At 68.2% G+C, this 22,671-nt stretch carries 23 protein-coding genes and 1 pseudogene; 19 read left to right on the top strand and 5 right to left on the bottom strand.

Going from position 1 to position 22,671, the window contains the following annotated elements:
* Window positions 1-84 precede the first annotated feature (84 nt).
* The 16 genes and pseudogenes from IEW15_RS18180 (at window position 85) to IEW15_RS18255 (ending at window position 15,946) form a co-directional block, all read left to right on the top strand.
* Window positions 85-1,284, top strand: a complete 1,200-nt coding sequence (locus tag IEW15_RS18180; RefSeq protein WP_188580527.1) for an aspartate aminotransferase family protein — start codon at window positions 85-87, stop codon at window positions 1,282-1,284.
* A complete protein-coding gene (argF, locus tag IEW15_RS18185; RefSeq protein WP_229708266.1) occupies window positions 1,281-2,264 on the top strand; it encodes an ornithine carbamoyltransferase in 984 nt (327 codons plus the stop codon). Before IEW15_RS18180 ends, argF begins: the two co-directional genes overlap by 4 nt.
* On the top strand, window positions 2,257-3,348 hold the full coding sequence (gene hslO / locus IEW15_RS18190) for an Hsp33 family molecular chaperone HslO (RefSeq protein WP_229708267.1): 1,092 nt from the start codon (window positions 2,257-2,259) through the stop codon (window positions 3,346-3,348). The genes argF and hslO overlap by 8 nt, the downstream gene beginning before the upstream one ends.
* 58 nt (window positions 3,349-3,406) lie before the next feature.
* Window positions 3,407-4,021, top strand: coding sequence for a hypothetical protein (locus tag IEW15_RS18195; RefSeq protein WP_188580529.1), 615 nt, complete (start codon window positions 3,407-3,409; stop codon window positions 4,019-4,021).
* A gap of 145 nt (window positions 4,022-4,166) precedes the next feature.
* The gene (locus tag IEW15_RS18200) at window positions 4,167-5,117 is read left to right on the top strand and encodes an IclR family transcriptional regulator (RefSeq protein ID WP_229708268.1); all 951 of its coding nucleotides are present in this window, start codon (window positions 4,167-4,169) and stop codon (window positions 5,115-5,117) included.
* A gap of 402 nt (window positions 5,118-5,519) precedes the next feature.
* Window positions 5,520-6,875 carry a signal recognition particle protein gene (gene ffh / locus IEW15_RS18205; RefSeq protein WP_188580531.1) on the top strand — a complete coding sequence of 452 codons (1,356 nt, stop codon included), beginning with the start codon at window positions 5,520-5,522 and terminating at the stop codon, window positions 6,873-6,875.
* A gap of 96 nt (window positions 6,876-6,971) precedes the next feature.
* Window positions 6,972-7,352: a 30S ribosomal protein S16 gene (rpsP, locus tag IEW15_RS18210; RefSeq protein WP_188580533.1), complete on the top strand. Its 381-nt coding sequence runs from the start codon at window positions 6,972-6,974 to the stop codon at window positions 7,350-7,352.
* A 60-nt stretch (window positions 7,353-7,412) separates the two neighbouring features.
* The gene (rimM, locus tag IEW15_RS18215; protein ID WP_188580535.1) at window positions 7,413-7,991 is read left to right on the top strand and encodes a ribosome maturation factor RimM; all 579 of its coding nucleotides are present in this window, start codon (window positions 7,413-7,415) and stop codon (window positions 7,989-7,991) included.
* An 11-nt stretch (window positions 7,992-8,002) separates the two neighbouring features.
* On the top strand, window positions 8,003-8,752 hold the full coding sequence (trmD, locus tag IEW15_RS18220) for a tRNA (guanosine(37)-N1)-methyltransferase TrmD (protein WP_188580537.1): 750 nt from the start codon (window positions 8,003-8,005) through the stop codon (window positions 8,750-8,752).
* A 205-nt stretch (window positions 8,753-8,957) separates the two neighbouring features.
* Window positions 8,958-9,332: pseudogene (rplS, locus tag IEW15_RS18225) on the top strand (50S ribosomal protein L19); the annotation flags it as partial.
* Between the two features lie 371 nt (window positions 9,333-9,703).
* Window positions 9,704-11,107: a 3-isopropylmalate dehydratase large subunit gene (leuC, locus tag IEW15_RS18230; protein ID WP_188580541.1), complete on the top strand. Its 1,404-nt coding sequence runs from the start codon at window positions 9,704-9,706 to the stop codon at window positions 11,105-11,107.
* Window positions 11,108-11,158: 51 nt separating this feature from the next.
* Window positions 11,159-11,773, top strand: a complete 615-nt coding sequence (gene leuD, locus IEW15_RS18235) for a 3-isopropylmalate dehydratase small subunit (RefSeq protein ID WP_188580543.1) — start codon at window positions 11,159-11,161, stop codon at window positions 11,771-11,773.
* 105 nt (window positions 11,774-11,878) lie between these two features.
* Complete coding sequence (gene leuB / locus IEW15_RS18240) at window positions 11,879-12,988, top strand: 3-isopropylmalate dehydrogenase (RefSeq protein WP_188580545.1); 1,110 nt, start codon at window positions 11,879-11,881, stop codon at window positions 12,986-12,988.
* A 189-nt stretch (window positions 12,989-13,177) separates the two neighbouring features.
* The gene (locus tag IEW15_RS18245) at window positions 13,178-14,263 is read left to right on the top strand and encodes an aspartate-semialdehyde dehydrogenase (RefSeq protein ID WP_188580547.1); all 1,086 of its coding nucleotides are present in this window, start codon (window positions 13,178-13,180) and stop codon (window positions 14,261-14,263) included.
* A gap of 12 nt (window positions 14,264-14,275) precedes the next feature.
* Complete coding sequence (locus IEW15_RS18250; protein ID WP_188580549.1) at window positions 14,276-14,932, top strand: 2OG-Fe(II) oxygenase family protein; 657 nt, start codon at window positions 14,276-14,278, stop codon at window positions 14,930-14,932.
* A 108-nt stretch (window positions 14,933-15,040) separates the two neighbouring features.
* Window positions 15,041-15,946 (top strand): LysR family transcriptional regulator, encoded by a 906-nt coding sequence (locus IEW15_RS18255; protein WP_188580551.1) that lies wholly within the window; start codon window positions 15,041-15,043, stop codon window positions 15,944-15,946.
* Here the strand turns inward: IEW15_RS18255 and IEW15_RS18260 are convergent.
* The 3 genes from IEW15_RS18260 to IEW15_RS18270 are packed head-to-tail and all read right to left on the bottom strand — an operon-like array spanning window position 15,906 to window position 18,357.
* Window positions 15,906-17,231: an APC family permease gene (locus IEW15_RS18260; protein WP_188580553.1), complete on the bottom strand. Its 1,326-nt coding sequence runs from the start codon at window positions 17,229-17,231 to the stop codon at window positions 15,906-15,908. The genes IEW15_RS18255 and IEW15_RS18260 overlap by 41 nt on opposite strands.
* Before the next feature lie 19 nt (window positions 17,232-17,250).
* Window positions 17,251-17,577 (bottom strand): cupin domain-containing protein, encoded by a 327-nt coding sequence (locus IEW15_RS18265; protein WP_188580555.1) that lies wholly within the window; start codon window positions 17,575-17,577, stop codon window positions 17,251-17,253.
* Between the two features lie 3 nt (window positions 17,578-17,580).
* The gene (locus IEW15_RS18270; RefSeq protein WP_188580558.1) at window positions 17,581-18,357 is read right to left on the bottom strand and encodes a YqcI/YcgG family protein; all 777 of its coding nucleotides are present in this window, start codon (window positions 18,355-18,357) and stop codon (window positions 17,581-17,583) included.
* Window positions 18,358-18,585: 228 nt separating this feature from the next.
* Between IEW15_RS18270 and IEW15_RS18275 the strand changes: the two genes are divergently transcribed.
* Window positions 18,586-19,128, top strand: coding sequence for an Lrp/AsnC family transcriptional regulator (locus tag IEW15_RS18275; RefSeq protein ID WP_188580560.1), 543 nt, complete (start codon window positions 18,586-18,588; stop codon window positions 19,126-19,128).
* Window positions 19,128-19,478: a helix-turn-helix domain-containing protein gene (locus tag IEW15_RS18280; protein ID WP_188580562.1), complete on the top strand. Its 351-nt coding sequence runs from the start codon at window positions 19,128-19,130 to the stop codon at window positions 19,476-19,478. Before IEW15_RS18275 ends, IEW15_RS18280 begins: the two co-directional genes overlap by 1 nt.
* Here IEW15_RS18280 and IEW15_RS18285 read toward each other — a convergent pair.
* Window positions 19,463-20,359 (bottom strand): LysR family transcriptional regulator, encoded by an 897-nt coding sequence (locus IEW15_RS18285; RefSeq protein ID WP_229708269.1) that lies wholly within the window; start codon window positions 20,357-20,359, stop codon window positions 19,463-19,465. The two genes, IEW15_RS18280 and IEW15_RS18285, sit on opposite strands and share 16 nt — an antisense overlap.
* 175 nt (window positions 20,360-20,534) lie before the next feature.
* On the opposite strand from IEW15_RS18285, the gene IEW15_RS18290 reads away from it, so the two are divergent.
* Window positions 20,535-21,554, top strand: coding sequence for a zinc-dependent alcohol dehydrogenase family protein (locus IEW15_RS18290; protein ID WP_229708270.1), 1,020 nt, complete (start codon window positions 20,535-20,537; stop codon window positions 21,552-21,554).
* 40 nt (window positions 21,555-21,594) lie between these two features.
* On the opposite strand, the gene pdxY is transcribed toward IEW15_RS18290, so the two are convergent.
* The gene (gene pdxY, locus IEW15_RS18295) at window positions 21,595-22,461 is read right to left on the bottom strand and encodes a pyridoxal kinase (protein WP_188580566.1); all 867 of its coding nucleotides are present in this window, start codon (window positions 22,459-22,461) and stop codon (window positions 21,595-21,597) included.
* Between the last annotated feature and the right edge of the window lie 210 nt (window positions 22,462-22,671).

A 22,671-nucleotide genomic window follows, 5' to 3' on the forward strand; every position in this document is an offset into this window, starting at 1 on the left:
CCGGATACTCGCCCCTTTCCGTCGTGTCCGCCACAGTCCGTGTGCGGATATCCAGACGGATCCCCACACGAGGAGCGAGGGACGATGATCCCGGCCGTGATGCCGACCTATGCGCGGACAGATCTGACGTTCGACAAGGGCGAGGGCGCATATCTCTACACGGCGGACGGGCGACGATTCCTCGATTTCGCCAGCGGCATCGCCGTGAATGCTCTGGGGCATTCACATCCGCATCTGGTGTCGGCGCTGACCGGCCAGGCGGCGAAGCTGTGGCATGTATCGAACCTGTATCAGAGCCCCGGCCAGCAGCAGGCCGCCGAAAGGCTGGTCGCCGCAACCTTCGCCGATACGGTGTTCTTCTCCAATTCCGGCGCCGAGGCGATCGAATGCGGCATCAAGATGGTGCGGCGCTATTTCGACCTGTCCAACCAGCCTGGTCGTTACCGGATCATCACCGTTCAGGGCGCCTTCCACGGCCGCACGCTGGCGACGCTGGCAGCGGCGGGCAACCCGAAATATCTCGACGGCTATGATCCGGTGGTCGACGGCTTCGACCATGTGCCCTTCGGCGATCTGGACGCGGCCGCGGCCGCGGTCACGGCCGAGACCGCGGCGATCCTGATCGAGCCGGTTCAGGGCGAGGGCGGCATCCGGCCGGCGGCGCTGGACTATCTGCGCGGCCTGCGCAAGCTTGCCGACGAACATGGCCTGCTGCTGTTCCTAGACGAGGTCCAGTGCGGCTTCGGCCGGACGGGAAAGCTGTTCGCCCATGAATGGGCGGGTATCGCCCCCGATATCATGGCGGTGGCCAAGGGTATCGGCTCGGGCTTCCCGATGGGTGCGTGTCTTGCGACCGAAAAAGTCGCCAATGTCATGGGCCCCGGCAGCCACGGCTCCACCTTTGGCGGCGGACCGCTGGCGATGGCGGTGTGCAACGCCGTGCTGGACGTGATGCTGGAAGACGGCTTCCTCGATCAGGTGCAGCGCGCATCCGACCGCTTGTGGGGCGAGCTGTCGCAACTGGTGCCGAACTATCCAAACGTGCTGACCGAGGTGCGCGGCGCCGGACTGATGCTGGGCCTGAAATGCGCCGCCGCCAACGGCCGCATGGTCGATGCCTTCCGTGCCAACGGGCTGCTGACCGTGCCGGCCGGCGACAATGTCGTGCGCCTGCTGCCGCCGTTGATCATCGGTGATGCCGAGATCGACGAGGCGCTGGACGCCATCCGGCGCGCCTGCGATCAGGTTGCCGCCGAGATCGGAACAGAGGAGGCCGCAGGATGACGGCCGCTGACATGACCACCCTGATCCGGCTGCGGCCGGCCGGGGCGCCACCGCGCCATTTTCTGGACCTGGACGCCATGGCGACCAGCGATCTGCGCGCGATGCTGGATTTCGCCCATGCGCTGAAGGCGCGGCGCAGGGCGGGCATACGCCCGCCGCTGCTGGCCGGGCGTACCCTGGCGATGATCTTCGAAAAGCCGTCGACCCGCACCCGGGTGTCGTTCGAGGTGGGGATGAACGAGCTGGGCGGTTCGGCCCTGATCATCAGCCCGCAGGACAGCCAGCTTGGCCGCGGCGAGACCATTGCCGACACCGCCCGCGTGCTGTCGCAATATGTCGACGCGATCATGATCCGCTGCCATGCGCATGAAACGCTGGAAGATCTGGCGGCCCATGCCACCGTGCCGGTGATCAACGGCCTGACCCGCCATTCGCATCCCTGCCAGCTGATGGCCGACCTGATGACCCTGGAGGAACGCTGGGGCGCCGGCGGGCTGGCCGGACGCCGGATCGCCTGGGTGGGTGACGGCAACAACATGTGCACCACCTTCATGCAGGCGGCGGTGCATTTCGGCTTCGAGCTGACCGTGGCCTGCCCCGCCGCCTATCAGCCGGCGCCGTCGATCGCCGAGGCGGCCCGCGCCCGCGGCGCCCGCATCCAGGTCGGCACCGACATCGCCGATGCGGTGACCGGCGCCGATTGCGTGGTCACCGACACCTGGGTGTCGATGGACAGCAAGGATGCCGAGGCTCGCCAGCGGGATTTCCCCGCCTATCAGGTGAATGATGCGGTGATGGCGATGGCGGCGCCGGGTGCGGTGTTCATGCATTGCCTGCCGGCCCATCGCGGCGAGGAAGTCACCGATGCGGTGATGGACGGCCCGGCATCGGTCGTGTTCGAAGAGGCCGGCAACCGCCTGCACGCCCAGAAGGCGGTGCTGGCGTGGTGCCTGGACGTCATGGAGCCTGTCAATGACTGATCCGCGAACCCGCCCCGGCCCCGATGCGGGGCCGGCCGCGGGCGGCGAGGACGGCGAGACCGGCGAGCGGTCGACTTCGGTCGACCGCTCGTCTGCGTTGCGGCCGGATGTCGACATGTCGCAGCCCTTCCGGCTGGATGTCGACATGTCGCAGCCCTTCCGGCTGCCGTGGGGCCAGGCCCGGGGCCGTCTGGCGCGGATCGGGCCGGCGCTGGACGAGATCGTCACCCGCCATGCCTATCCGGTGGCAGTGTCGATGGTGCTGGCCGAACTGGTGACGCTGGCCGCCATGGTCGCCCATTCGCTGAAGACCGAGGGCGTGTTCACGGTGCAGGTGCGCGGCGACGGGCCGGTGGCGCTGATAGTGGCCGATGCGACCGCGTCAGGCGCCTTGCGTGGCTATGCCCAGTTCGATGCCGATGCGGTGGCGGCACTGGACCAGCCGGTGGCGGGGGTGCGCCACAGCGGCGCACCGTCGATGCCCCGGCTGTTCGGCCGCGCCTATCTGGCCCTGACGCTGGACCCCGGCCAGGGCATGGAGCGCTATCAGGGCATCGTCGAGCTGGATGGCGAGCGGCTGGCCGATGCGGTCCATGGCTATTTCCGGCTGTCGGAGCAGATCGAGAGCGCGGTGCGCTTCGCGGTCGCCCCGCCCGCCGATGGCACCGCCACCGGCTGGCGCGCCGGCGGACTGCTGCTGCAACGCATGCCCGACGAAGGCGGCATCGGTGCCGCCGGCGTCGAGGATGAGGAAGATGGCTGGCGGCGCGCGGTGCTGCTGGCCTCCAGCATCCGCGACGCCGAACTGACCGATCCGGCGCTGCCTCTGGATCAGGTGCTGCTGCGGTTATTCCACGAGGACGGCGTGGTGGTCTATGATCCACTGGCGCTGGCCTTCGCCTGCCGCTGTTCAACCGGCCGCGTGGAAGGGCTGATCCGCAGCCTGCCCGCCGACGATCTGGCCGATCTGACGGTGGAGGGCAAGGTCGACGTGGTCTGCGAGTTCTGCGGGACGTCTTATGTCTATGACGAGGGCGACATCGCGCGGCTGCGCGCCGGCGACCATGATCACGACCACCCCTGACCCGCGCTGAGCAACCGGCCCGGCGACACTGCCGGCCCGCCCAATGATGGACATGCCGATGACATTCCCCGTGTCCCACCTGTCGCGCCGCCGCCTGCTGGGCCTGAGCGCCGCCATTGCCGCCGGCGGGCTGGTGACGGCCTGTGCGTCCGAGCCGCTGCCCGAGGGGCCGAAGCCGATCCGCTTCGACGACAAGCCGAAATTCCGGATGAATGTCGCCCGCGTCCAGCTGCTGGACAATTACCAGCCACCGCGCGCGGCCCCCAATGTCGAGCATCTGTTTCCAACCGCGCCCGCGCGCGCGGCCGGCGACTGGGCCCGCGACCGGCTGGAAGCCGCCGGCGTGTCTGGCACCGCGCGTTTCGTGATCCGGGATGCCAGCGTGGTCGAGGAACCGCTGCCGCAGACCGGCGGCATCCGCGGCACCTTCACCGACGAGCCGACCGACAAATACAATTGCACGCTGATCGTGGCGCTGGAGATCCTGTCGGAGGCCGGCGAGCGCCTGGCTTATGTCGAGGTCGAGGCGCGGCTGACCCGGTCGATCGATGCCGCCGGATCGCCGCTGGCGCGGGAACTCGCCTTCAACCGTATGACTCGCGACCTGATGACGGCTCTCGACCAGAGGTTGGATGAAAACCTGCGCACGACCCTGAAGGACTACGTCCTCTGACGGTATGGCTGCAGGACGTCATGACTTTATCGTTGCCGAATACAAAACCTCTGGTGGTTTGACACCGGCGATCATATCCCATAGGTTCATTCCACCGTCGGCTGACCGGTCGTCACCGGCGGCCGAGGGTGTGGAGGACCGGGGCATGAGCCGGATGACGGGTATCGATGAGGGAACGCGCGTCAGGCGCGACAATGGCACAGCCGTGGCCGCGCCGATGGCCGCGGCCGGGCGCGCCGCACATGAGGGCGGGGCGGTCGCGGACGCCCCGCCGCCGCCCGCCACGCGCCGCACCGCCGATGCCGGCAATGTCCAGAGCGTGGCCCGCGCCGCCGCCATTTTGCGGGTGCTGGCCGGCCATGTCGGCGAAGGCGCACGGCTGTCGGAAATCGCGGTCTCGACCGGGCTGCACAAGGCCACCGCCCACCGGCTGCTGGCCGCGCTGAAGGAACAGGGGCTGGTCGACAAATCGACCGATACCCACCGCTATCATCTGGGGCTGGAACTGTTCCTGCTGGGCTCGTCGGCATCCAACCGTTTCAGCATCCGCGACATCGCCCGGGCCTCGCTGCAACGGCTGGCCGAACAGACCGGCGACACGGTCTATCTGTTCGTGCGCAGCGGCATGGATGCGCTGTGCGTCGACCGGGTGGAGGGCCACTTTCCGATCCGCACGCTCAGCCTGGATATCGGCGGCCGCCGGCCGCTGGGGGTGTCGTCGGGCTCGCTCGCGCTGCTGGCGGCGCTGGGCGACGACGAGGTGGAACAAGTGCTGTCGGCCAACAGCGAGCGCTATGCCCGCTTCGGCTGCCGCCCCGAGGATGTGGGCCGGATGGTCAGCGCCACCCGCCGCGACGGCCACGCGATCAGCGACGGCATGGTGGTGCCGGGAATGTGCGCGGTGGCGGTGGCGGTGCGCGACCGGTCCGGCCTGCCGGTGGCGGCGATCACGGTGGGTGCGATCAGCCAGCGCATGGACGCCGTCCGCCGTGTGCAGATCGTCGCCCAGATGGCGGCCGAGGCCCGGCGGATCGAACAGGCCCTGCAACCCCTGGCAACCCCACAGCGCAAGCGCCGGGCCGCCCGCGCCACCTGAGGCGCCTGCTGCCTGCCCCCTCCGCTGCCTGCCCCCTCCGCTGCCCGCCCCCTCCGCTGCCTGCCCCCCGACCACTGCCTGGCCCACGGGAACCTGCCAGCGCCGGCGCTGCCGGGGCTTGACAGATGGCGGCCAGTGAGTCACAAGCCTGTCTTCGCGTGAAACCGGATGGCTTCGGCCGTTCGGGCCCGGCCATATGGCCTTGCGCGGATCGTCACGCCGGATGATTGTCGAGCGGGAGCCCTGGTGCCCCGGCATGGCGATCGGCCGGCGCTACGCCCGGTCGGGCGGTGGCGCCTTGGGGGAGCGATCCTTCATTGCTGACACCGACCGCCGATGGGAGCATCGACAGGGTCACGATCCCCGTGGCCCCGGCTCCGAGCGAGACGGTGAGACAAAGAGATGTTCGAGAATCTGTCCGGCCGGCTTGGCGAGGTCTTCGATCGCCTGAAGCGCCGTGGTGCGCTGACCGAAGCCGATGTGACCGCCGCCTTGCGTGAAGTGCGCATCGCGCTGCTGGAAGCGGACGTCGCCCTTCCCGTCGTCAAAGATTTCATCAATGGTGTCCGCGAGCGCGCGGTCGGCCAGGACGTTCTGCGTGGCATCAACCCTGCGCAGATGGTCGTCAAGATCGTCCACGACCACCTGACCGAGATGCTGGGCGGCGACGCGGTCGAGATCGACCTGAACGCCGCTCCGCCGGTTGCCATCATGATGGTCGGGCTTCAGGGCTCGGGCAAGACCACCACCTCGGCCAAGCTCGCCCGCCGGCTGCGCCTGCGCGACAAGAAGCGCGTGCTGCTGGCCTCGCTCGACGTCTATCGCCCGGCGGCGCAGCAGCAGCTCGACGTGCTGTCGAAGCAGGCGGAAGTCGGCTGCCTGCCGATCGTGTTCGGCGAGAAGCCGGTGGCGATCGCCCAGCGGGCGATGAAGGTGGCGGCGCGCGAAGGCTATGACGTCGTCATCCTCGACACCGCCGGCCGCCTGCATATCGACGACGTGCTGATGGATGAGGTCGCCGCCGTCAAGGCCGCGACCCGCCCGCACGAGACCATTCTGGTCGCCGATGCCATGACCGGCCAGGACGCGGTGACCATCGCCCGCACCTTCCAGGACCGCGTCGGGCTGACCGGCATCGCGCTGACCCGGGTCGACGGCGATGCCCGCGGCGGTGCCGCACTTGCCATGCGCTCGGTCACCGGCCGGCCGATCAAGCTGCTGGGCGAAGGCGAGAAACTCGATCAGCTTGAGACCTTCCACCCCGAACGGATCGCCTCGCGCATCCTGGGCATGGGTGACGTGGTGTCGCTGGTCGAAAAGGCGGCCGAGACCATCGACCGCGACGAGGCCGAGAAGCTGGCCGCCAAGATCCAGAAGGGCACCGGCTTCGACCTCGACGACATGGCCAAGCAGCTGCGCCAGCTGCGCAAGATGGGCGGCATGAAAGGCATGCTCGGCATGCTGCCCGGCATCGGCAAGATGAAGGCGCAACTGAACGACGCCAAGCTGGACGAAAAGCTTCTGGTGCGGCAGGAGGCGATCATCATGTCGATGACGCCCACTGAACGCCGGACCCCTGAAATCATCAAGGCGTCGCGCAAGAAGCGCATCGCCGCCGGATCGGGGACCAGCGTGCAGGACGTGAACCGCCTGCTGAAGCAGCACCAGGACATGAGCAAGATGATGAAACAGGTCGGCAAGCTCGGCAAGAAGGGCATGATGCGCGGCGGCCTGAGCAACCTTCTGCCGCGGATGTGATGTGCGCCGCCGCCCTTGCGCGCCGCATCACCCGCCGGCGATACCGACCCTGACCCCGATTTCCGAAACACCCAAGCAAGCCAGGACCAGAACCCCATGTCCGTGAAGATCCGCCTGACCCGCCTCGGCGCCAAGAAGAGCCCGGTCTATCGCATCGTGGTCGCCAATTCGCGCAACGCCCGTGACGGCGCCTATATCGAAAAGATCGGCATCTACAATCCGCTGGCCGCGAAGGAAGATCCGTCGCGCGTGGTGCTGAATATCGAGCGCGCCCAGTACTGGGTTGCCTGCGGCGCCCAGCCCACCGATCGCGTCGCCCGCTTCCTGGCCGCCGCCGGCATCGTGACCAAGACCGAGCGCAACAACCCCAAGAAGGGTGCGCCCAAGGCGAAGGCTCAGGAGCGCCTGAAGGAAGCCGCCGCCGCCCGTGCCGCCGCCGAGGCCGCTGCCGCCGAATCGGCCGGCGCCGAGGCCTGATCCGTCTGACCGGCAGGGTTTCCGATGTCTCGCCCTCCCCGCAGCAGCCCACCATCGCGTATGGCCCAGCCGTCGCGCACGGCTCAACCCACCGGCGGTTCCACCGCCGGTGACGCGGTGCTGGTCGATCCGGCCGAGCTGATCTGCGTCGCGGAATTCGCCGCCCCGCAAGGGGTGCGCGGGCAACTGCGGCTCAGACCGTTCACCGAGGATCCTGAGGCGGTGGCGGAATACGGGCCGCTCTATGACCGGACCGGCCGGCGCCAGTTCCGCATCCGCATCATCAGCCCCCACAAAGTGGGGCTGGTGGTGAAGGTGGACGGCGTCGACGACCGCGATGCGGCGGCCGCCCTGACCGGGCTGCAACTCCACGTCCCCCGCGCGGCGCTGCCGCCGATCGAGGATGACGAGGAGGCGTGGTATCACGCCGACCTGATCGGCCTGGACGTCACCGATACCGGTGGCGTCGCGGTCGGCCAGGTGCGGGCGGTGCATGATTTCGGCGCGGGCGACGTGCTGGAGATTGCCCGCCCCGGCGGCGCGGAACCCCTGATGCTGCCCTTCACCCGCGACTATGTGCCCGAGATCGACCTGGACCTGAAGCGGATGGTGATCGATCCGCCAGAGGGCCTGGAATGAGCGGGCCTGGAATGAGCGGCACCGCGCTGAGCGATACCGGCGCGCCCTGGGCTGCAACCGTGCTGACGCTGTATCCGGAGATGTTTCCGGGGCCGCTCGGCACCTCGCTGGCCGGACGCGCGCTGGAGCGGGATCTGTGGCGGCTGGATGTGACGGCGCTGCGCGATTACGGCCTGGGCCGGCATCGCGCGGTCGACGACACGCCGTCGGGCGGCGGCCCCGGCATGGTGATGCGGGCCGATGTGCTGGCGCCCGCGATCGATGCCGCGATCGAAAAATGCCCCGGTCAGGCCTTGATTTACTTGACTCCGCGCGGCCAACCGCTTACCCAATCGCGGATCAGACGTCTGGCCGCCGGGCCTGGCGTCGTTGTCCTGTGCGGCCGGTTCGAAGGCGTCGATCAGCGCCTTCTGGACGCCCGGCCGTTCGAGGAGGTCAGCCTCGGTGATTTCATCCTCTCCGGTGGGGAGCTTGCGGCGTTGGTCTTGATCGACGCCTGCGTGCGCCTGTTGCCGGGTGTCATGGGCGCGCATGCGTCGCAGGCAGAGGAAAGTTTCGAGGGCGATCTGCTGGAATATCCGCACTACACCCGCCCGGACATCTGGGAGGGACGCGCGGTGCCGGAGGTTCTGACCTCGGGCCACCACGAGCGGATCCGGTCCTGGCGACAGGAACGGGCAGAGGCGACGACCCGGGAACGACGGCCCGATCTGTGGGCGCGGCGTGAGGCGCGCCGCCGCAGGGGCGGCGGCGAGACCTGACGCCGTGCGGCCTGGATGCACCGGTCATTCAACCGGCGCCACCGGGTTCCGGACGGACAGAACCATGAAGACCTGGACCACCGGTCCATCCCCGGGATGGGCCGTCACCGAAACTGGCATCGGGATGCGTTGTCCCGCGGCCCATAACAATGCCGGAGGCAGGCGGCCGTCGCCGCCTCGCTGACGTCGAAAAAGGTAGGGTGCGATGAACATCATCCAGCAGCTCGAACAGGAGCAGATCGCGCAGCTGACCGCCGCCCGCCCCGTGCCGGATTTCGAGCCCGGCGACACGGTGCGCGTGAATCTGCGCGTGGTTGAAGGCAACCGCGAGCGCGTGCAGGCCTATGAGGGCGTGTGCATCGCCCGCAAGGGCGGTTCGCTGAACCAGTCGTTCACCGTCCGCAAGATCTCGTATGGCGAGGGCGTGGAACGCGTGTTCCCGCTGTTCAGCCCGCTGATCGAGAGCATCGACGTGGTGCGCCGCGGCCGGGTGCGTCGTGCGAAGCTGTATTACCTGCGCGGCCGGACCGGCAAGTCGGCCCGTATCGCCGAGCGTCGCGACACCCGTCCGGCCAAGGTTGCGGCGAACTGATCTGGCCCGCGACCGCGCGGTCACGACCGATCGCGAACGGACCTCTGACACCGGAACCGCCGGCCACCTTGCACGAGGTGGCCGGCGGTTTTCGTATGGGCCGTGTGCGGGTGCACGGTGGCGTGATTGCGGCAGCCGGCGCCATTTGGCTGTTGCCGGAATGCCCAGTTGGTATACCAAAATGGAGCCCCATCTATTAAGCCTATGATTTAGAACATTTCTTTCCGCTTCCCAAGCGGACGGCAACATATTATTCTTGCCCTCGACGCAGCCGATGTGAAGCAAAGTGTCGCGTTTCATCGCGACCGGCGTGGTCCCCGCGCTGCCCTGGCTGCCACCCGAGTGTGAACGAGGAACCGATGTCCGCCCCACGCACCCTGTATGACAAGATCTGGGACAGCCACATGGTCGAGAGCCGCGAGGACGGCTCGGCCCTGATCTATGTCGACCGCATGCTGATCCACGAGGTCACCAGCCCCCAGGCCTTCGAAGGCCTGCGCGCCGCCGGCCGCACGCCGCGCCGGCTCGACACGCTGCTGGCGGTGGCCGACCATAACGTGCCGACGATCAAGCGCGCCCAGGGCATCACCGACACGGTCTCGCGCACCCAGGTCGAGACGCTGGAGAGCAACTGCGCCGCCTTCGACGTGCCCTATTTCCCGATCATGGACGACCGCCAGGGCATCGTGCATGTGATCGGCCCCGAGCAGGGCTTCACCCTGCCCGGCACGGTCATCGTCTGCGGTGACAGCCACACCTCCACCCACGGCGCCTTCGGTGCCCTGGCCTTCGGCATCGGCACCTCCGAGGTCGAGCATGTGATGGCGACCCAGACCCTGGTGCAGTCGCCGTCGAAGACCATGCGGATCAATGTCGAGGGCACGCTGGCGCCCGGCGTCGGCCCCAAGGACATCGTGCTGGCGATCATCGGCCGCATCGGCACCGGTGGCGCCACCGGCCGGGTGGTGGAATATGCGGGCTCGGCGATCCGCGGCCTGTCGATGGAAGGCCGGATGACGGTCTGCAACATGTCGATCGAGGCTGGCGCCCGTGCCGGCCTGATCGCCGTCGACGAAAAGACCATCGACTATCTGCGCGGCCGGCCGATGTCGCCCAAGGGCGATCTGTTCGAACAGGCCGCCGCCTATTGGGGCGGTCTGGTGTCGGATGACGGCGCGGTCTTCGACAGCGAGATCACCCTCGATGCCGACGATATCGCGCCGCAGGTGACCTGGGGCACCAGCCCGCAGGACGTGGCGCCGATCACCGGTCAGGTGCCGAACCCGGCCGATGTCGCCGACCCGATGCGCCGGGCCGCGATGGAACGGGCGCTGAAATATATGGGCCTGGAGCCGGGCACCGCCCTTGCCACCGTGCCGGTGCAGAAGGTGTTCATCGGCTCGTGCACCAATGGCCGGATCGAGGATCTGCGCGAGGCGGCGGCCGTTGCCCGCGGCCGCATGGTCGCGGCCGGCGTGCAGGCGCTGGTGGTGCCGGGATCGGGTCTGGTGAAGAAGCAGGCCGAGGCGGAGGGTCTCGACAAGGTGTTCGTCGCGGCGGGTTTCGAATGGCGAGATGCCGGCTGCTCGATGTGTCTGGCGATGAATGCCGACCGTCTGGGCGAGGGCGAGCGCTGCGCCTCGACCTCGAACCGCAATTTCGAGGGGCGCCAGGGCCGTGGCGGCCGCACCCATCTGATGAGCCCGGGCATGGCGGCGGCGGCGGCCGTGGCCGGCACGCTCGCCGATGTCCGCAGCCTCTGATCCCGCACCGGGTCCGCCCTTTGGCTCAAGCCCTTCAGAAAGCCCGATCCCATGGACAAGTTCACCACCCTGACCGGCATCGCCGCGTCGTTCCCGCGGGTCAATATCGATACCGATCTGATCATCCCCAAACAGTACCTGACCACCATCAAGCGCACCGGTCTGGGCGTCGGCCTGTTCTCGGATGTCCGCTATGACCGCGACGGCAACGAGACCGGCGATTTCGTGCTGAACCAGGCCCCCTGGCGCGATGCGAAGATCCTGCTGGCCGGCGACAATTTCGGCTGCGGCTCCAGCCGCGAGCATGCCCCCTGGGCGCTGCTCGATTTCGGCATCCGCTGCATCATCGCCCCCAGCTTCGCCGACATCTTCTATAACAACTGCTTCAAGAACGGCATCCTGCCGGTGACGCTGGACGAGGCACAGGTCAACAGCCTGATGCCGGTGGCGGAGAACCCCGAGACGGCGGTGATGACGGTTGATCTGGAGGCGCAGGAGATCCGCGCCGCCGGCCGCGACCCGATCCGCTTCGAGATCGACAGCTTCCGCCGCCATTGCCTGCTGGAAGGGCTGGACGATATCGGCCTGACCCTGAAGTCGGAAGGCCGCATCGGCGATTTCGAGGCCCGCCAGAAGGCCAGCCAGCCCTGGCTGTATGCCTCGTGACCTGCTGAGCTGACAACCAGCCTGCCAACCGGCCGCTGGCCCCCGCCACGGCCGGTTCCCCACCTATAAGATCTGCTCTCCCCCTCTCAGAAAGACGGACGCGACATGGCCGCCAACAAGAAGCTGCTGATCCTGCCGGGCGACGGCATCGGCCCCGAAGTCATGGGCGAGGTGCGCCGCATCATCGGCTGGTTCGAGCGCGAGCGCGGGCTCGGCTTCGACATCGAGGAAGATCTGGTCGGCGGCTGCGCCATCGATGCCTATGGCGTGCCGCTCGCCGACAAGACCCTCGACCTCGCCATGGGCGCCGATGCGGTGCTGCTGGGCGCCGTCGGCGGCCCGAAATGGGAGCCACTGCCCTTCGAGATCCGCCCCGAGCGCGGCCTGCTGAAGCTGCGCAAGGAAATGCAGCTCTATGCCAATCTGCGCCCGGCGATCGTGTTCGACGAGCTGGCCGATGCCTCGACCCTGAAGCATGAGGTGGTGGCCGGGCTCGACATCCTGATCATCCGCGAGCTGACCGGCGATCTGTATTTCGGCACCCCGCGCGGTGTGGAAACCCTGCCCGACGGCACCCGCCGTGGCGTCAACACCATGGTCTACACCTCGCCGGAAGTCCGCCGGGTGGCCAAGATCGCCTTCGATCTGGCCCGCAAGCGCGGCAGCAAGGTGTGCTCGGTCGACAAGGCCAATGTGGTCGAGACCACCGAGATGTGGCGCGAAGAGGTCATCAAGCTCCATGGCGAGGGCTATGAGGACATTCAGCTCAGCCATATGTATGTCGACAATGCCGCCATGCAGCTGGTCCGCAACCCCAAGCAGTTCGACGTGATCGTCACCGGCAACATCTTCGGCGACATCCTGTCGGATGAAGCCGCGATGCTGACCGGCTCGCTGGGCATGCTGCCCTCGGCCTCGCTGGGCGATCCGGATGAGAGCGGCCGCCGCCGCGCGCTCTACGAACCGGTCCATGGCTCGGCGCCCGACATCACCGGCCAGGGCATCGCCAACCCGCTGGCGACGGTGCTGTCCTTCGCGATGATGCTGCGCTATTCCTTCGACATGGACGCCGAGGCGGAGATGGTCGAGCAGGCGGTGCGCAATGTGCTGAAGAGCGGCCTGCGCACCGGCGACATCATGCAGCCGGGCATGGCCCAGGTGTCGACCACGGTGATGGGCGAGGCGATCGTCCGCGAACTGGGCAAGCTCGGCTGACCCTCGCCGGATATCCAGACCGCAGAGGACCAATCGTCGGCCCCTGATCGGGGCGCCCCTTCCCAAACCGGGGCGGGCCGCCCACATCAGCCCCCGACCGACGCATCAGGCGCCCGCAGATCATGGCTTCGGCCGTGGCCTGCGGGCGCCGCCTATTTCGACGTCAAGTTCGACTTCAAGGATAACGTGATGACCGACGTGATCGCGGTGATCGGTGCCACCGGCGCCACCGGACGTGAAGTGCTCCAGGTTCTGGCGGCGCGGGGGCTGGGCACCGACCGGGTGCGGGCACTGGAAACCGAGGTGCAGCGGGGCGAAACGCTGACCTTCGGGGACGATGCCGAGATTTCCGTGACCAGGCTCGCCGATGCCGATTTCTCGACCATCACCATCGCGATCTTTGCGGGCCTGCCCGCCATCGCCAAGGTTCACGGGCCGCGGGTTTCGGCCGCCGGCGCGGTGGTCATCGATCTGACCGGCGCCTATCGCGCCATCGACGGCGTGCCGCAGGCGCTGGTGCCGGTGAACCCGCGCGCGCTCCGCGCCTGGAGCCGGCATCGCGCGGTCGCCTGCCCGCCGGCGGCGGCGGTGATGATCGCCATGGTCCTGAAACCGCTGGACGATCTGGTACCGGTGGCATCGGTCACCGCCACGGTGCTGCAATCGGTATCGGGCGTGGGCCGCGCGGCGATGGACGAGTTGTTCACCCAGACCAAGGACGTCTTCATCGGCAACCGCCGCGACCCCGAGCAATTCACCAAGCAGATCGCCTTCAACGTGCTGGGCGCCGATGCCGAAGACGCCAGCGGCCGCACGCGTGAGGAGCACGAGATCGCCGGCGCCATCGGCGCCGTGGTCGGCCCGGCCATTGCCGCGCGCGTCGTCACCGCGCGGGTGCCGGTGTTCATCGGCGATACCATCGGCCTGTCGGTCACCTTCCGCGACAGCGTCGACGCCGCCGCCGCCTGGAACGCGCTGCATTCGGCACCGGGTCTGGCGGTGACGGCCCCCGCCCCCGGCACCGAGGCCGATGCCGACAGCCCCACCACCCCGATCGAGATCGTGGGCGAGGCCCCGGTCTATGTCGTGCGGCTGATGAGCGACCAGGGCGACCCGAACACGCTTGATCTGTGGCTGGTGGCCGACAACCTGCATCGCGGTCAGGCATTGACGGCGGTGGAGATCGCCGAGGCGCTGCTGCGCGACCACCTGACCCCACGCCTGGGCCATGCCGGGCGGGAAGCCTCCCCGGATACCTCCACCCCCGACGCCTGAACGGAACCGCAGATGGGGCCACCCGCCGCCGACGCCACAATCCCTCCCCCTCCGGCCCCACCCTTGCGCGACGAGGCGGTCTATCCGGCCACCGGCCTGCGCCCGGCCGGGTTCGCAGCGCTCGACAACGTGTTCGACGCGGCCGAGTGCGACGCGCTGATCCGGCTGTTCGAGGCGGAAGGCGGCCACAACGCCGCCCTGGTCCGGGGCGTGCAGTCCGCCGGCATCCGCCGCTCGCGGGTGCTGTGGCTGGATGGCGACACCGGCGGCGCCCCGGCGCTGGTCGCGCGCATCGACCGGCGGATGGCCGAGGCAGTGGCGGTGTTCAACCGCACCCGCTTCGGCTTCGTGCTCGACGGCTTCGACGAGGCCCTGCAGATCGCCCGCTATGACGGCGACGATGCCGGCGGCTATATCCGCCATGTCGATCGCGGCGAGGGCCCCCGCGCCCGGCGCCGCAAGCTAGGCGTGTCGATCCAGCTGTCGGCGCCGGAAGACTATGCCGGCGGCGATCTGGTGCTGGAACCGCAGGCGGTGCCGATCACCGGCCCTCGCCGGCGCGGCACCGCCATCGCCTTCCCATCCTATGTCGTCCACGAGGTGACACCGGTCACCCAGGGCCAGCGCTACAGCCTGGTGGCCTGGATCCATGGCCCCGGCTTCGTCTGACGCCGGCGGCGGCATCTCGCTTGAGCATCCCGACCGCCGGCCGGCAGAATGAATACCCCATGATGAATTGACGTCATCGATGGCTGGCTGAGGGAGGCCGCACACGCCATGGACAATCGCGCCGGCGAGATGAAGGTGGTCATCACAGCGGTCGACCAGGGCGGGTTTTCGGCCGCCGGCCGGCTGCTGGCGATGTCGCCATCGGCTGTCAGCAAGCTGGTCACGCGCCTGGAAGATCGGCTGGGCACGCGGCTGTTCGTGCGTTCCACCCGCGCCTTGCAGCTCACCGCCGAGGGCGAGGTCTATCTGGCCCATGCCCGTCGCATCCTGGCCGATATCGCCGAGGCGGAACGCGCGGTCGCGGGCGGTGCCCGGCTGGCGCCGCGCGGGCGGCTGTATGTCAGCGCCTCGGTCGCCTTCGGCGTCAGCCAGATCGTGCCGCTGGTGCCGCGGTTCATGGCGCGCTATCCGCAGGTCGAACTGGATCTGTCGCTGTCGGATGGCATCATCGATCTGGTCGATGCCCGCACCGATGTGGCGATCCGCTCGGGCCCGCTTGGCGACAGCAGCCTGAAGGCGCGCCGCATCCTCGACAGCCCGCGGATGATCGTGGCGGCGCCCGATTATCTGGCCCGCCATGGCACGCCGCAGACCCCGGCCGATCTGGACCGGCATAACTGCCTGCGGTTCAATTTCCGCCGCAGCACCGATGACTGGCCATTCCGCGACCCGGCCACGGGCGCCCTGTGGTCGCGGCCGGTCGGCGGCAATCTGCTGGTCAACAATGGCGCCACCATGCGCCGGCTGTGCCTGGACGGGGTGGGGCTGGCACGGCTGGGCCGGTTTCATGTCCAGCCCGATATCGATGCCGGCCGGCTGGCGGTGGTGCTCGACGACCACAATCCCGGCGATATCGAGCCGATCCACGCGCTGTATGTGGGCCATGAGCATCTGGCGGCGCGGGTGCGGGCCTTCATCGATTTTCTGGTCGAAGCCCTGCCGGTCCGCCCGTGATCTCGCGGCGCCGGGCATGACGATGGGCCAGCCATCCCAGCCCCGCCAGCACCAGCGGATAGATCAGCGATCCACCCTGAGCCAGGGCCAGGGTCACCACCAGCAGCACCGACAGCCCGGCCAGCAGGCGGCCCGCCCACAGGCCGATCCCGCTGCCATCGGCCAGCCGCAGCAGGGCGGCGGCGGCAACCCCATACAGAATCAGGAAATTCTGGCCGGCAATGGCCAGCAGGGTTTCAACCCCGGTCAGCCCGGCGGCATCGGCGGCGATCACCGCCAGCAGCACCGTCACCAGCACCAGCGCCGCCCGCATCGGCTGGCCCTGGCGCAACCCCGCCAACCCGTGGGGCAGGGTGCGGTCGCGGGCCAGCGCGAAGATCATCCGTGACACACCCCAGATCGCGGCCGCCAGATTGGCCAGAATCATCACCACCACCACAGCGGCGACCGCCCGGCCGCCGATGGCGCCGAAGCGGCCGTCCATGATCGCGGCGAACGGGGTTTCGAACCGGCCGCCAAGGTCGCGGGTCTGGGCGATCCAGGCCATCACCAGATACAGCGCCACCGCCACCGCGAAGGACAGGAACATCGCGCGCGGGAAATCGCGGCGCGGATCACTGAACTCCTCCGACAGGTTGGAGGCGATCTCCCAGCCGGTGAAGGCGAAGAAGATCATCATGAACGGCGCCAGCGCCAGCCCCCAGTCGATCGCCTGAAGCCCGCCTTCAGGCAGCAACGGCAGGGCCGTCGGCGATGGCGGCACCAGCACGGCGCCGGTCACGGCGATCGCGCCCAGCAGCACCAGCAGCACCAGGGCCATCGCCTGATTGACCCGGGCCGCGCGTTCCGCCGACAGCAGGTTCAGCAGCAGCCCGGCCACCACCAACCCCGCCGCCCACAGATGCGGTGCGCCGCCGACAGCACCGGCGGCATAATAACCGCCGGTCAGGGCGATCGACGGCAGGCCGATCGCCACCGCCCCCAGCAGGATGAACGACACCGCCGGCGCCATCGCCGGGCCGAAGGCGCGGGCAGCGAAATGGCCGATGCCGCCGGCATCGGGGAACCGCCGCCCCAGGATGACGAACACCGCCAGCAGCGGCAGCGCCGCCAGTGCGCACAGGCCCCAGGCGATCAGGGCATGATCGCCCGCCCGGCGCACCGCCAGCCCGGGCAGGATCAGCAACCCCGCCCCCAGCACGATGTTCAGCATCACGGCGGCACCCTTCACCGTGCCCAGGCTGCGGTGCAGGTCGGCCGGCGCGGTTTCGGTCCTGGCAGTCATGGGGCCCCCCCTGGTCTGGTCATGCGGCGGCGGCCGGATCCAGCGCCACGATGACCGGGGCGATCAGATATGTCACCCCGGCCGCCAGCGCCTCCGAGCCATGGCGGGTGCCGGCCGGCAGGTGGATCACGTCTCCCGGGCCGCAGAGCCGCTCGCCGTCGGTCCAATAGAACCGCAACCCGCCATCCAGAACGACAAGTGTCTCATCCGTCGGGTGGGCGTGCCAGTCATGGCATTTGCCGGGCTGGTCATGCTGCACCTCCACACTGCCCTGCGCCGGCATCAGCCGGCGGATCAGGGCTGGCAGCGCCGGGGGCGTGATCTGGCTGACATGAATGCGGACCATGGCTCACACCCCCTCCGACATCCTGGCCGACGCCCTGGCGCCGGCGCGATCCTGGCCCCGAAATGGGCAGGCGGGTGCCGGGCGGTTGGCATCGTCGAGGAAATACTGCCGGTGCTCACGGATCCCGGCCGCACCATAGCGGCCCAGATCCGGCGAGGCGGGCAGCATGTCGAAGGCCGCCAGCCGACGGCGGACCTTGGCGAAGGCCATATCGGCCGCGGCATCGGTGCCAAGGATGCGGTCGAACACCCAGCGCGGCTGAAAGGTCAGCATGAAGCTGCTCGCCCGCCGGCTCTGGCGCGCGACATGGGCCGGGGTGTTGCAGACCACGAAGACCGGCTCGCCGGCGAAGCAGAATTCCCACAAGGGATCATCGGGATCGCCCGGCACATCCGCGGGCCAGGGCTGGTCGTCGATCGCGGCCAGACCGTTCAGCACCGTCCACATCCGGCGGCGATAGTCTTCGATGTCGCCCGGCACGTCGGGGCGGAAGAAGGCCACCAGCGAGGTATTGGGGCCGATGCCGCGCGCCTGGGCGATGAAGGCCCGTAGCGCCGTGCCCAACTGGCGAATGCCGTCGGGGCCGGCATCATCGATGAACACATAGCGCAACTGGTCGGCAGCGAAACCGGCAACGCCGAACACACAGGGGAACGGGCGCTGCGGACTGGCGATGGTGGCGGCAAATTCGTCGAACACCACGCGCTGCCAGGGCGCGCAGGCCTCGTCCACCCGGTCGGCCGCAATCTCGGCACGGCTCTGATATGGCATGGGGAACATGGGTCGCAGATCCTGCGATAAGCGGCCGGATCGCGCCGATGTCGGGCGTGATCCGGTGCGTTTCAACCATTGGCTGCAATAGCCGTCTTAACGCCTTATTAACCGCCTGTGGTGATTCTGAACCAGACTCCGAATTGAACAATTTGTACCATAATGAAAGCAAAAAGTTCTAGATGCACCCGAACTGCGTTGTTATGCCCCCGCCTTGTGCACCCAACAGATCATCCCATGCCCATGCCTGATCAGGACAAAGACAGCCCACCCCCGACGACATCCGGCCCGACCAATGCGCCCGCGGCATCGGCGCGTGAACCGGCGCTGACCGATAGCGACCGTCACCTGTTGGACCTGCTGAAGGAAGACGCTCGCCGCAGCATCAGCACACTGGCCGCGATGACCGGCACCTCGCGACCGTCGGTGAAGCGGCGTATGGACCGGCTTCAGGCGCGCGGCATCATCCGCCGCTACACAGTTGAAACAGCCCTTCCCAAACAGGGGCAGGCCGCCGGCGCCGCGCGCGGGGTTGACGCGCTGTTCACGCTGGTTGGCCGCTCGGGCCATTACGGTCCGCTGCTGGCGGCGCTGCGCCAGCGCCCGGAATGCCTCGCCGCCTGGGCGGTGACCGGCTCTCCCGACGTGTTCGTGCTGGTCCATTGCCTGTCGGTCACGGCACTGGATGCCACCCGCGCCCATATGCTCCGTCACCCGGCGGTCAAGTCGGTCTCCACCGCCATCATCCTGGATGGCTGGCGGCGCGAGGATGGCAGGTGATGGCGACCAGAAAACCCCGGCCACGTGCCGCCACCAGCGGCCCATACAAGAGTGACGCCTTCGCCGCGATCCACGAGGTCATGGACGCCCTGTACGACGCCGGGGCGATCGACCGCAGGACCATGCGCGATTTCGATACCGCCTGCCTCGCGCCCGTGCTGCCGATGTCTCCCGACGACATCCGGGCATTGCGGGAGCGCGAGCAGATGTCTCAGCCGGTGTTCGCCCGTCATCTGAATGTCAGCCGCAACCTGATATCCGATTGGGAACGCGGCGTGAAGAAGCCGGGCGGCCCGGCTCTGAAACTGCTGACGATCATACGGAAGAAGGGGGTTCAGGCGCTGGTGTGATCATCCGGGCCACGATGGGCGTGCGACTTCATGACGTCGATGAACGCCCTGAGGGCTGCCGGCATATGCGGCTTGTTGAGATAATACAGATGCAGGCCAGGAAACGGTTTGCACCAGTCATCGAGCATACGGATCAGGTCGCCGCGCCGCAGGTGCGGTGCCACGAGACTTTCCTCAAGATAGGCGATGCCCGCGCCCTGCACGGCGGCGGCAAGCAGCAGGTCGGTTTCGTTGGCGGAGACGATGGTGTCGACCTTTATAGTGACAGGGCCGTCGGCGCCCTCGAACTGCCAGCGCTGCAGGATGCCCGTCTCGCTCCACCGATAGGTGAGACAGGCGTGATGAACCAGATCATGGGGGATCTGGATCGGCGGACGCGCAGCGACATATGCGGGTGCCCCCACAACCGCCATGCGCAGATCGGGCGTGAGCCTGACCGCGATCATGTCCTGCTGGACCAGGCCGCCGGACCTTATGCCGGCATCGAAGCCTTGCGCCACGATATCGGTGATGTCGTCGTCGATCACCAGATCGAGCCGCACATCAGGATAGCGGTGCGTGACGTCTGCCAGCATGGGCGCGATCAACAGACGGGCGGCGATGCGCGGCAGGTTCACCCGCACCACGCCCCGCGGCCGGCTCTGGCGGTCACTGACGTCCTGCACGGCGGCGCCGATCTCGTCCATGGCCGGACGCAGGCGCGCGAACAATGACTGGCCGGCTTCCGTCAACGAGACACTGCGCGTTGTCCGATTGAGCAGCCGCGCGCCCAGACGCTCCTCCAGCGATCTGATCGTATGGCTGAGCGCCGATGGCGACATCGCCAGTCGCGCCGCAGCCCGTCTGAAGCTCCGCTCCTCCGCGACGCTCAGGAACGCCATGAGCTCGACATAATCTCCGCCCCTCATATTGATGCCTCTGAACGCAACAACCAATGCTGATTATAGCGGATTATTATCTACAATTGCCTGTGTCAGCGTGCTCTCCCGAAGATCAGTCAACCCGCTGCTCCCGCCAATCCGACAGGCGGGCGGTCCGCATTCGGAGAGCCTTATCATGAAGACAATGCTGCGTTGGGAGATCGACGCCATCGGCCGCGACCGGCTGGCCCTGAAGGAGGCTGCGATCCCGTCACCGGGGGATCATGACATCCTCGTGAAGGTGAAGGCGGTCGCCCTGAACTATCGCGACAAGATGGTGATCGAGAGCGGGCGGGGCCTGCCGATCAGCTTCCCCTTCACGCCGGGATCGGACCTTGCCGGAGAGGTCGTCGCGCTTGGCCCGAACGTTTCGCGTTTCACACCTGGCGACCGGGTCATCTCGACCTTCATGCCCGACTGGATCGACGGGCTTCGGCCCGGTGACGCGCGAACGCCGGCCTACCGCACGCTTGGCGGCTATTATCCGGGCGTTCTCGCCGAATATGTCGCCATGTCGGAAGACTGGTTCGTGCGCGCCCCGGCGACCCTGAACGACGTGGAAGCGGCTACCCTGCCATGCGCTGGCGTGACCGCCTGGTTCGCCTTGATGGAACGCGCAGGCGTGCGTTCCGGCGACACCGTGCTCATCCCGAGCACCGGCGGCGTGGCCTTGTTCGGCCTGCAGATCGCCAAGGCGAACGGTGCCGAGGTCATCGTCTCCGGCGCTCTGGAGAACGGTCAGCGCGCGCGGGCGCTCGGCGCCGATCATTATATCGACAAAACGCGGGAAGATTGGGTCGAGGCGGTATACGCCGCCACCGGCGATCGCGGTGCCGACCATATCCTTGAGGTGATCGGCGGATCGCATCTGGCCCGGTCGGTGCAGGTGGCCGCCGTGGGCGGGCATATCTGCCAGATCGGCGCGCTTGACGGCTTCGACGTCAGCGCGCCGGCCATGCCATTGATGCTGAAGGACGTCACCATTCACGGGATCGGCACGGGAAGTCGTCGTGCCTTGACGCGTCTTGTCCGCGCGGTCGACCGGACCGGGATCAAGCCGGTGATCGATACCCGCTATCCGTTCGCGGACCTGTCGGCAGCACTCGATCATCTCGATCGGGGCCCGTTCGGCAAGGTCGTGATCGAGCTTCCCTGAGGCGGCCCGGCTGGAACGCGCCGATCCCGCCAGCCGCCGTCTACAGCGGATGAACCGCCACCCCGTCGGGATCGGCGGTGACGATCAGATCCTGGGCGGCGACCAGCGCCAGTTCGGCGCCGCCCATGTTGCGGCTGGCCTCGACCACGGCATAAGTGGCGGCGACCGCGCGGCGGATGGCGCGGGCGAGGTCGCGGTGGGCCAGAAGATCGGCCAGCAGCACGGCCGAGAACATGTCGCCGGTGCCCGAGAAATGCGCCGGCACCAGCGGGGTTTCGATGCGGAAGCGGCCGGCCTGCCCCACCGCGATCACCTCGACCGAGCCGGGCGCGGTTTCAGCCACCCGGACAGATGTCGCCACCGCCATCTCGGGGCCCATCGAGGCCAGCCGGTCCAGCGCCGCGATCACCTCGGCGCGGGTGGTGGTGCGGGCACCGGTCAGGTGGTCGAGTTCATAATGATTGGGCACCACCAGATCGGCGCGGGGCAGAAGCTCGTCGACCATCGCCTCGGCCACACCCGGCTGGACATAGCGGCCGGCGGGATAGTCGCCGATCACCGGATCGAACAGATAGAACGCCCCCGGCACCCGCCGACGTACCCGGTCGACCGCCTCGGCCGCCACCGGCACCTGGGCGGCGCTGCCGAAATAGCCGGTCAGCACCGCACGCACGAAGCCCAGCCCGCCGCCGGCCTCGTCGGGCAGCGCGTCCAGCCCCTCGATCAGCCCGCGCAGCTCCGCCTCGTCGGTGACGGTGCCACGCCAGCCGGCATAACGCGGATTGCTGCTGAAACGAACGGTATCCAGCGCACAGACATCCCGGCCCAGACGTTCGAGCGGCAGGGTTGCGGCACTGTTGCCGACGTAACCGAAGCTCACCCGCGACTGGATGCTGAGGACAGTCATCGGCGTTACTCCTGAAGGGATGCATGATGTGCAGGCCGGTGGATGCTGACACGGCGGCACCCTCCGATTCAACCCCGGCGCACCACCATCGCATGGGCATGGCCCGCGCGGAATTTGCACGAGACATCAGAGGCTGTTGCCGAATGCCCGCTACCCATGGTTTGACGCCGTCTGCTGACGGCTTGGGAGCTTGGCGGGGGTCTCGCGCGG

This window comes from Tistrella bauzanensis (assembly GCF_014636235.1).
GTDB lineage: Bacteria > Pseudomonadota > Alphaproteobacteria > Tistrellales > Tistrellaceae > Tistrella > Tistrella bauzanensis.

Bases quoted from the DNA above. Each gene is read 5' to 3' on its own strand.
- IEW15_RS18180 (WP_188580527.1), top strand. From the start codon at position 85: ATGATCCCGGCCGTGATGCCGACCTATGCGCGGACAGATCTGACGTTC.
- argF (WP_229708266.1), top strand. From the start codon at position 1,281: ATGACGGCCGCTGACATGACCACCCTGATCCGGCTGCGGCCGGCCGGG.
- hslO (WP_229708267.1), top strand. From the start codon at position 2,257: ATGACTGATCCGCGAACCCGCCCCGGCCCCGATGCGGGGCCGGCCGCG.
- IEW15_RS18195 (WP_188580529.1), top strand. From the start codon at position 3,407: ATGACATTCCCCGTGTCCCACCTGTCGCGCCGCCGCCTGCTGGGCCTG.
- IEW15_RS18200 (WP_229708268.1), top strand. From the start codon at position 4,167: ATGAGCCGGATGACGGGTATCGATGAGGGAACGCGCGTCAGGCGCGAC.
- ffh (WP_188580531.1), top strand. From the start codon at position 5,520: ATGTTCGAGAATCTGTCCGGCCGGCTTGGCGAGGTCTTCGATCGCCTG.
- rpsP (WP_188580533.1), top strand. From the start codon at position 6,972: ATGTCCGTGAAGATCCGCCTGACCCGCCTCGGCGCCAAGAAGAGCCCG.
- rimM (WP_188580535.1), top strand. From the start codon at position 7,413: ATGGCCCAGCCGTCGCGCACGGCTCAACCCACCGGCGGTTCCACCGCC.
- trmD (WP_188580537.1), top strand. From the start codon at position 8,003: ATGAGCGGCACCGCGCTGAGCGATACCGGCGCGCCCTGGGCTGCAACC.
- leuC (WP_188580541.1), top strand. From the start codon at position 9,704: ATGTCCGCCCCACGCACCCTGTATGACAAGATCTGGGACAGCCACATG.
- leuD (WP_188580543.1), top strand. From the start codon at position 11,159: ATGGACAAGTTCACCACCCTGACCGGCATCGCCGCGTCGTTCCCGCGG.
- leuB (WP_188580545.1), top strand. From the start codon at position 11,879: ATGGCCGCCAACAAGAAGCTGCTGATCCTGCCGGGCGACGGCATCGGC.
- IEW15_RS18245 (WP_188580547.1), top strand. From the start codon at position 13,178: ATGACCGACGTGATCGCGGTGATCGGTGCCACCGGCGCCACCGGACGT.
- IEW15_RS18250 (WP_188580549.1), top strand. From the start codon at position 14,276: ATGGGGCCACCCGCCGCCGACGCCACAATCCCTCCCCCTCCGGCCCCA.
- IEW15_RS18255 (WP_188580551.1), top strand. From the start codon at position 15,041: ATGGACAATCGCGCCGGCGAGATGAAGGTGGTCATCACAGCGGTCGAC.
- IEW15_RS18260 (WP_188580553.1), bottom strand. From the start codon at position 17,231: ATGACTGCCAGGACCGAAACCGCGCCGGCCGACCTGCACCGCAGCCTG.
- IEW15_RS18265 (WP_188580555.1), bottom strand. From the start codon at position 17,577: ATGGTCCGCATTCATGTCAGCCAGATCACGCCCCCGGCGCTGCCAGCC.
- IEW15_RS18270 (WP_188580558.1), bottom strand. From the start codon at position 18,357: ATGTTCCCCATGCCATATCAGAGCCGTGCCGAGATTGCGGCCGACCGG.
- IEW15_RS18275 (WP_188580560.1), top strand. From the start codon at position 18,586: ATGCCCATGCCTGATCAGGACAAAGACAGCCCACCCCCGACGACATCC.
- IEW15_RS18280 (WP_188580562.1), top strand. From the start codon at position 19,128: ATGGCGACCAGAAAACCCCGGCCACGTGCCGCCACCAGCGGCCCATAC.
- IEW15_RS18285 (WP_229708269.1), bottom strand. From the start codon at position 20,359: ATGGCGTTCCTGAGCGTCGCGGAGGAGCGGAGCTTCAGACGGGCTGCG.
- IEW15_RS18290 (WP_229708270.1), top strand. From the start codon at position 20,535: ATGAAGACAATGCTGCGTTGGGAGATCGACGCCATCGGCCGCGACCGG.
- pdxY (WP_188580566.1), bottom strand. From the start codon at position 22,461: ATGACTGTCCTCAGCATCCAGTCGCGGGTGAGCTTCGGTTACGTCGGC.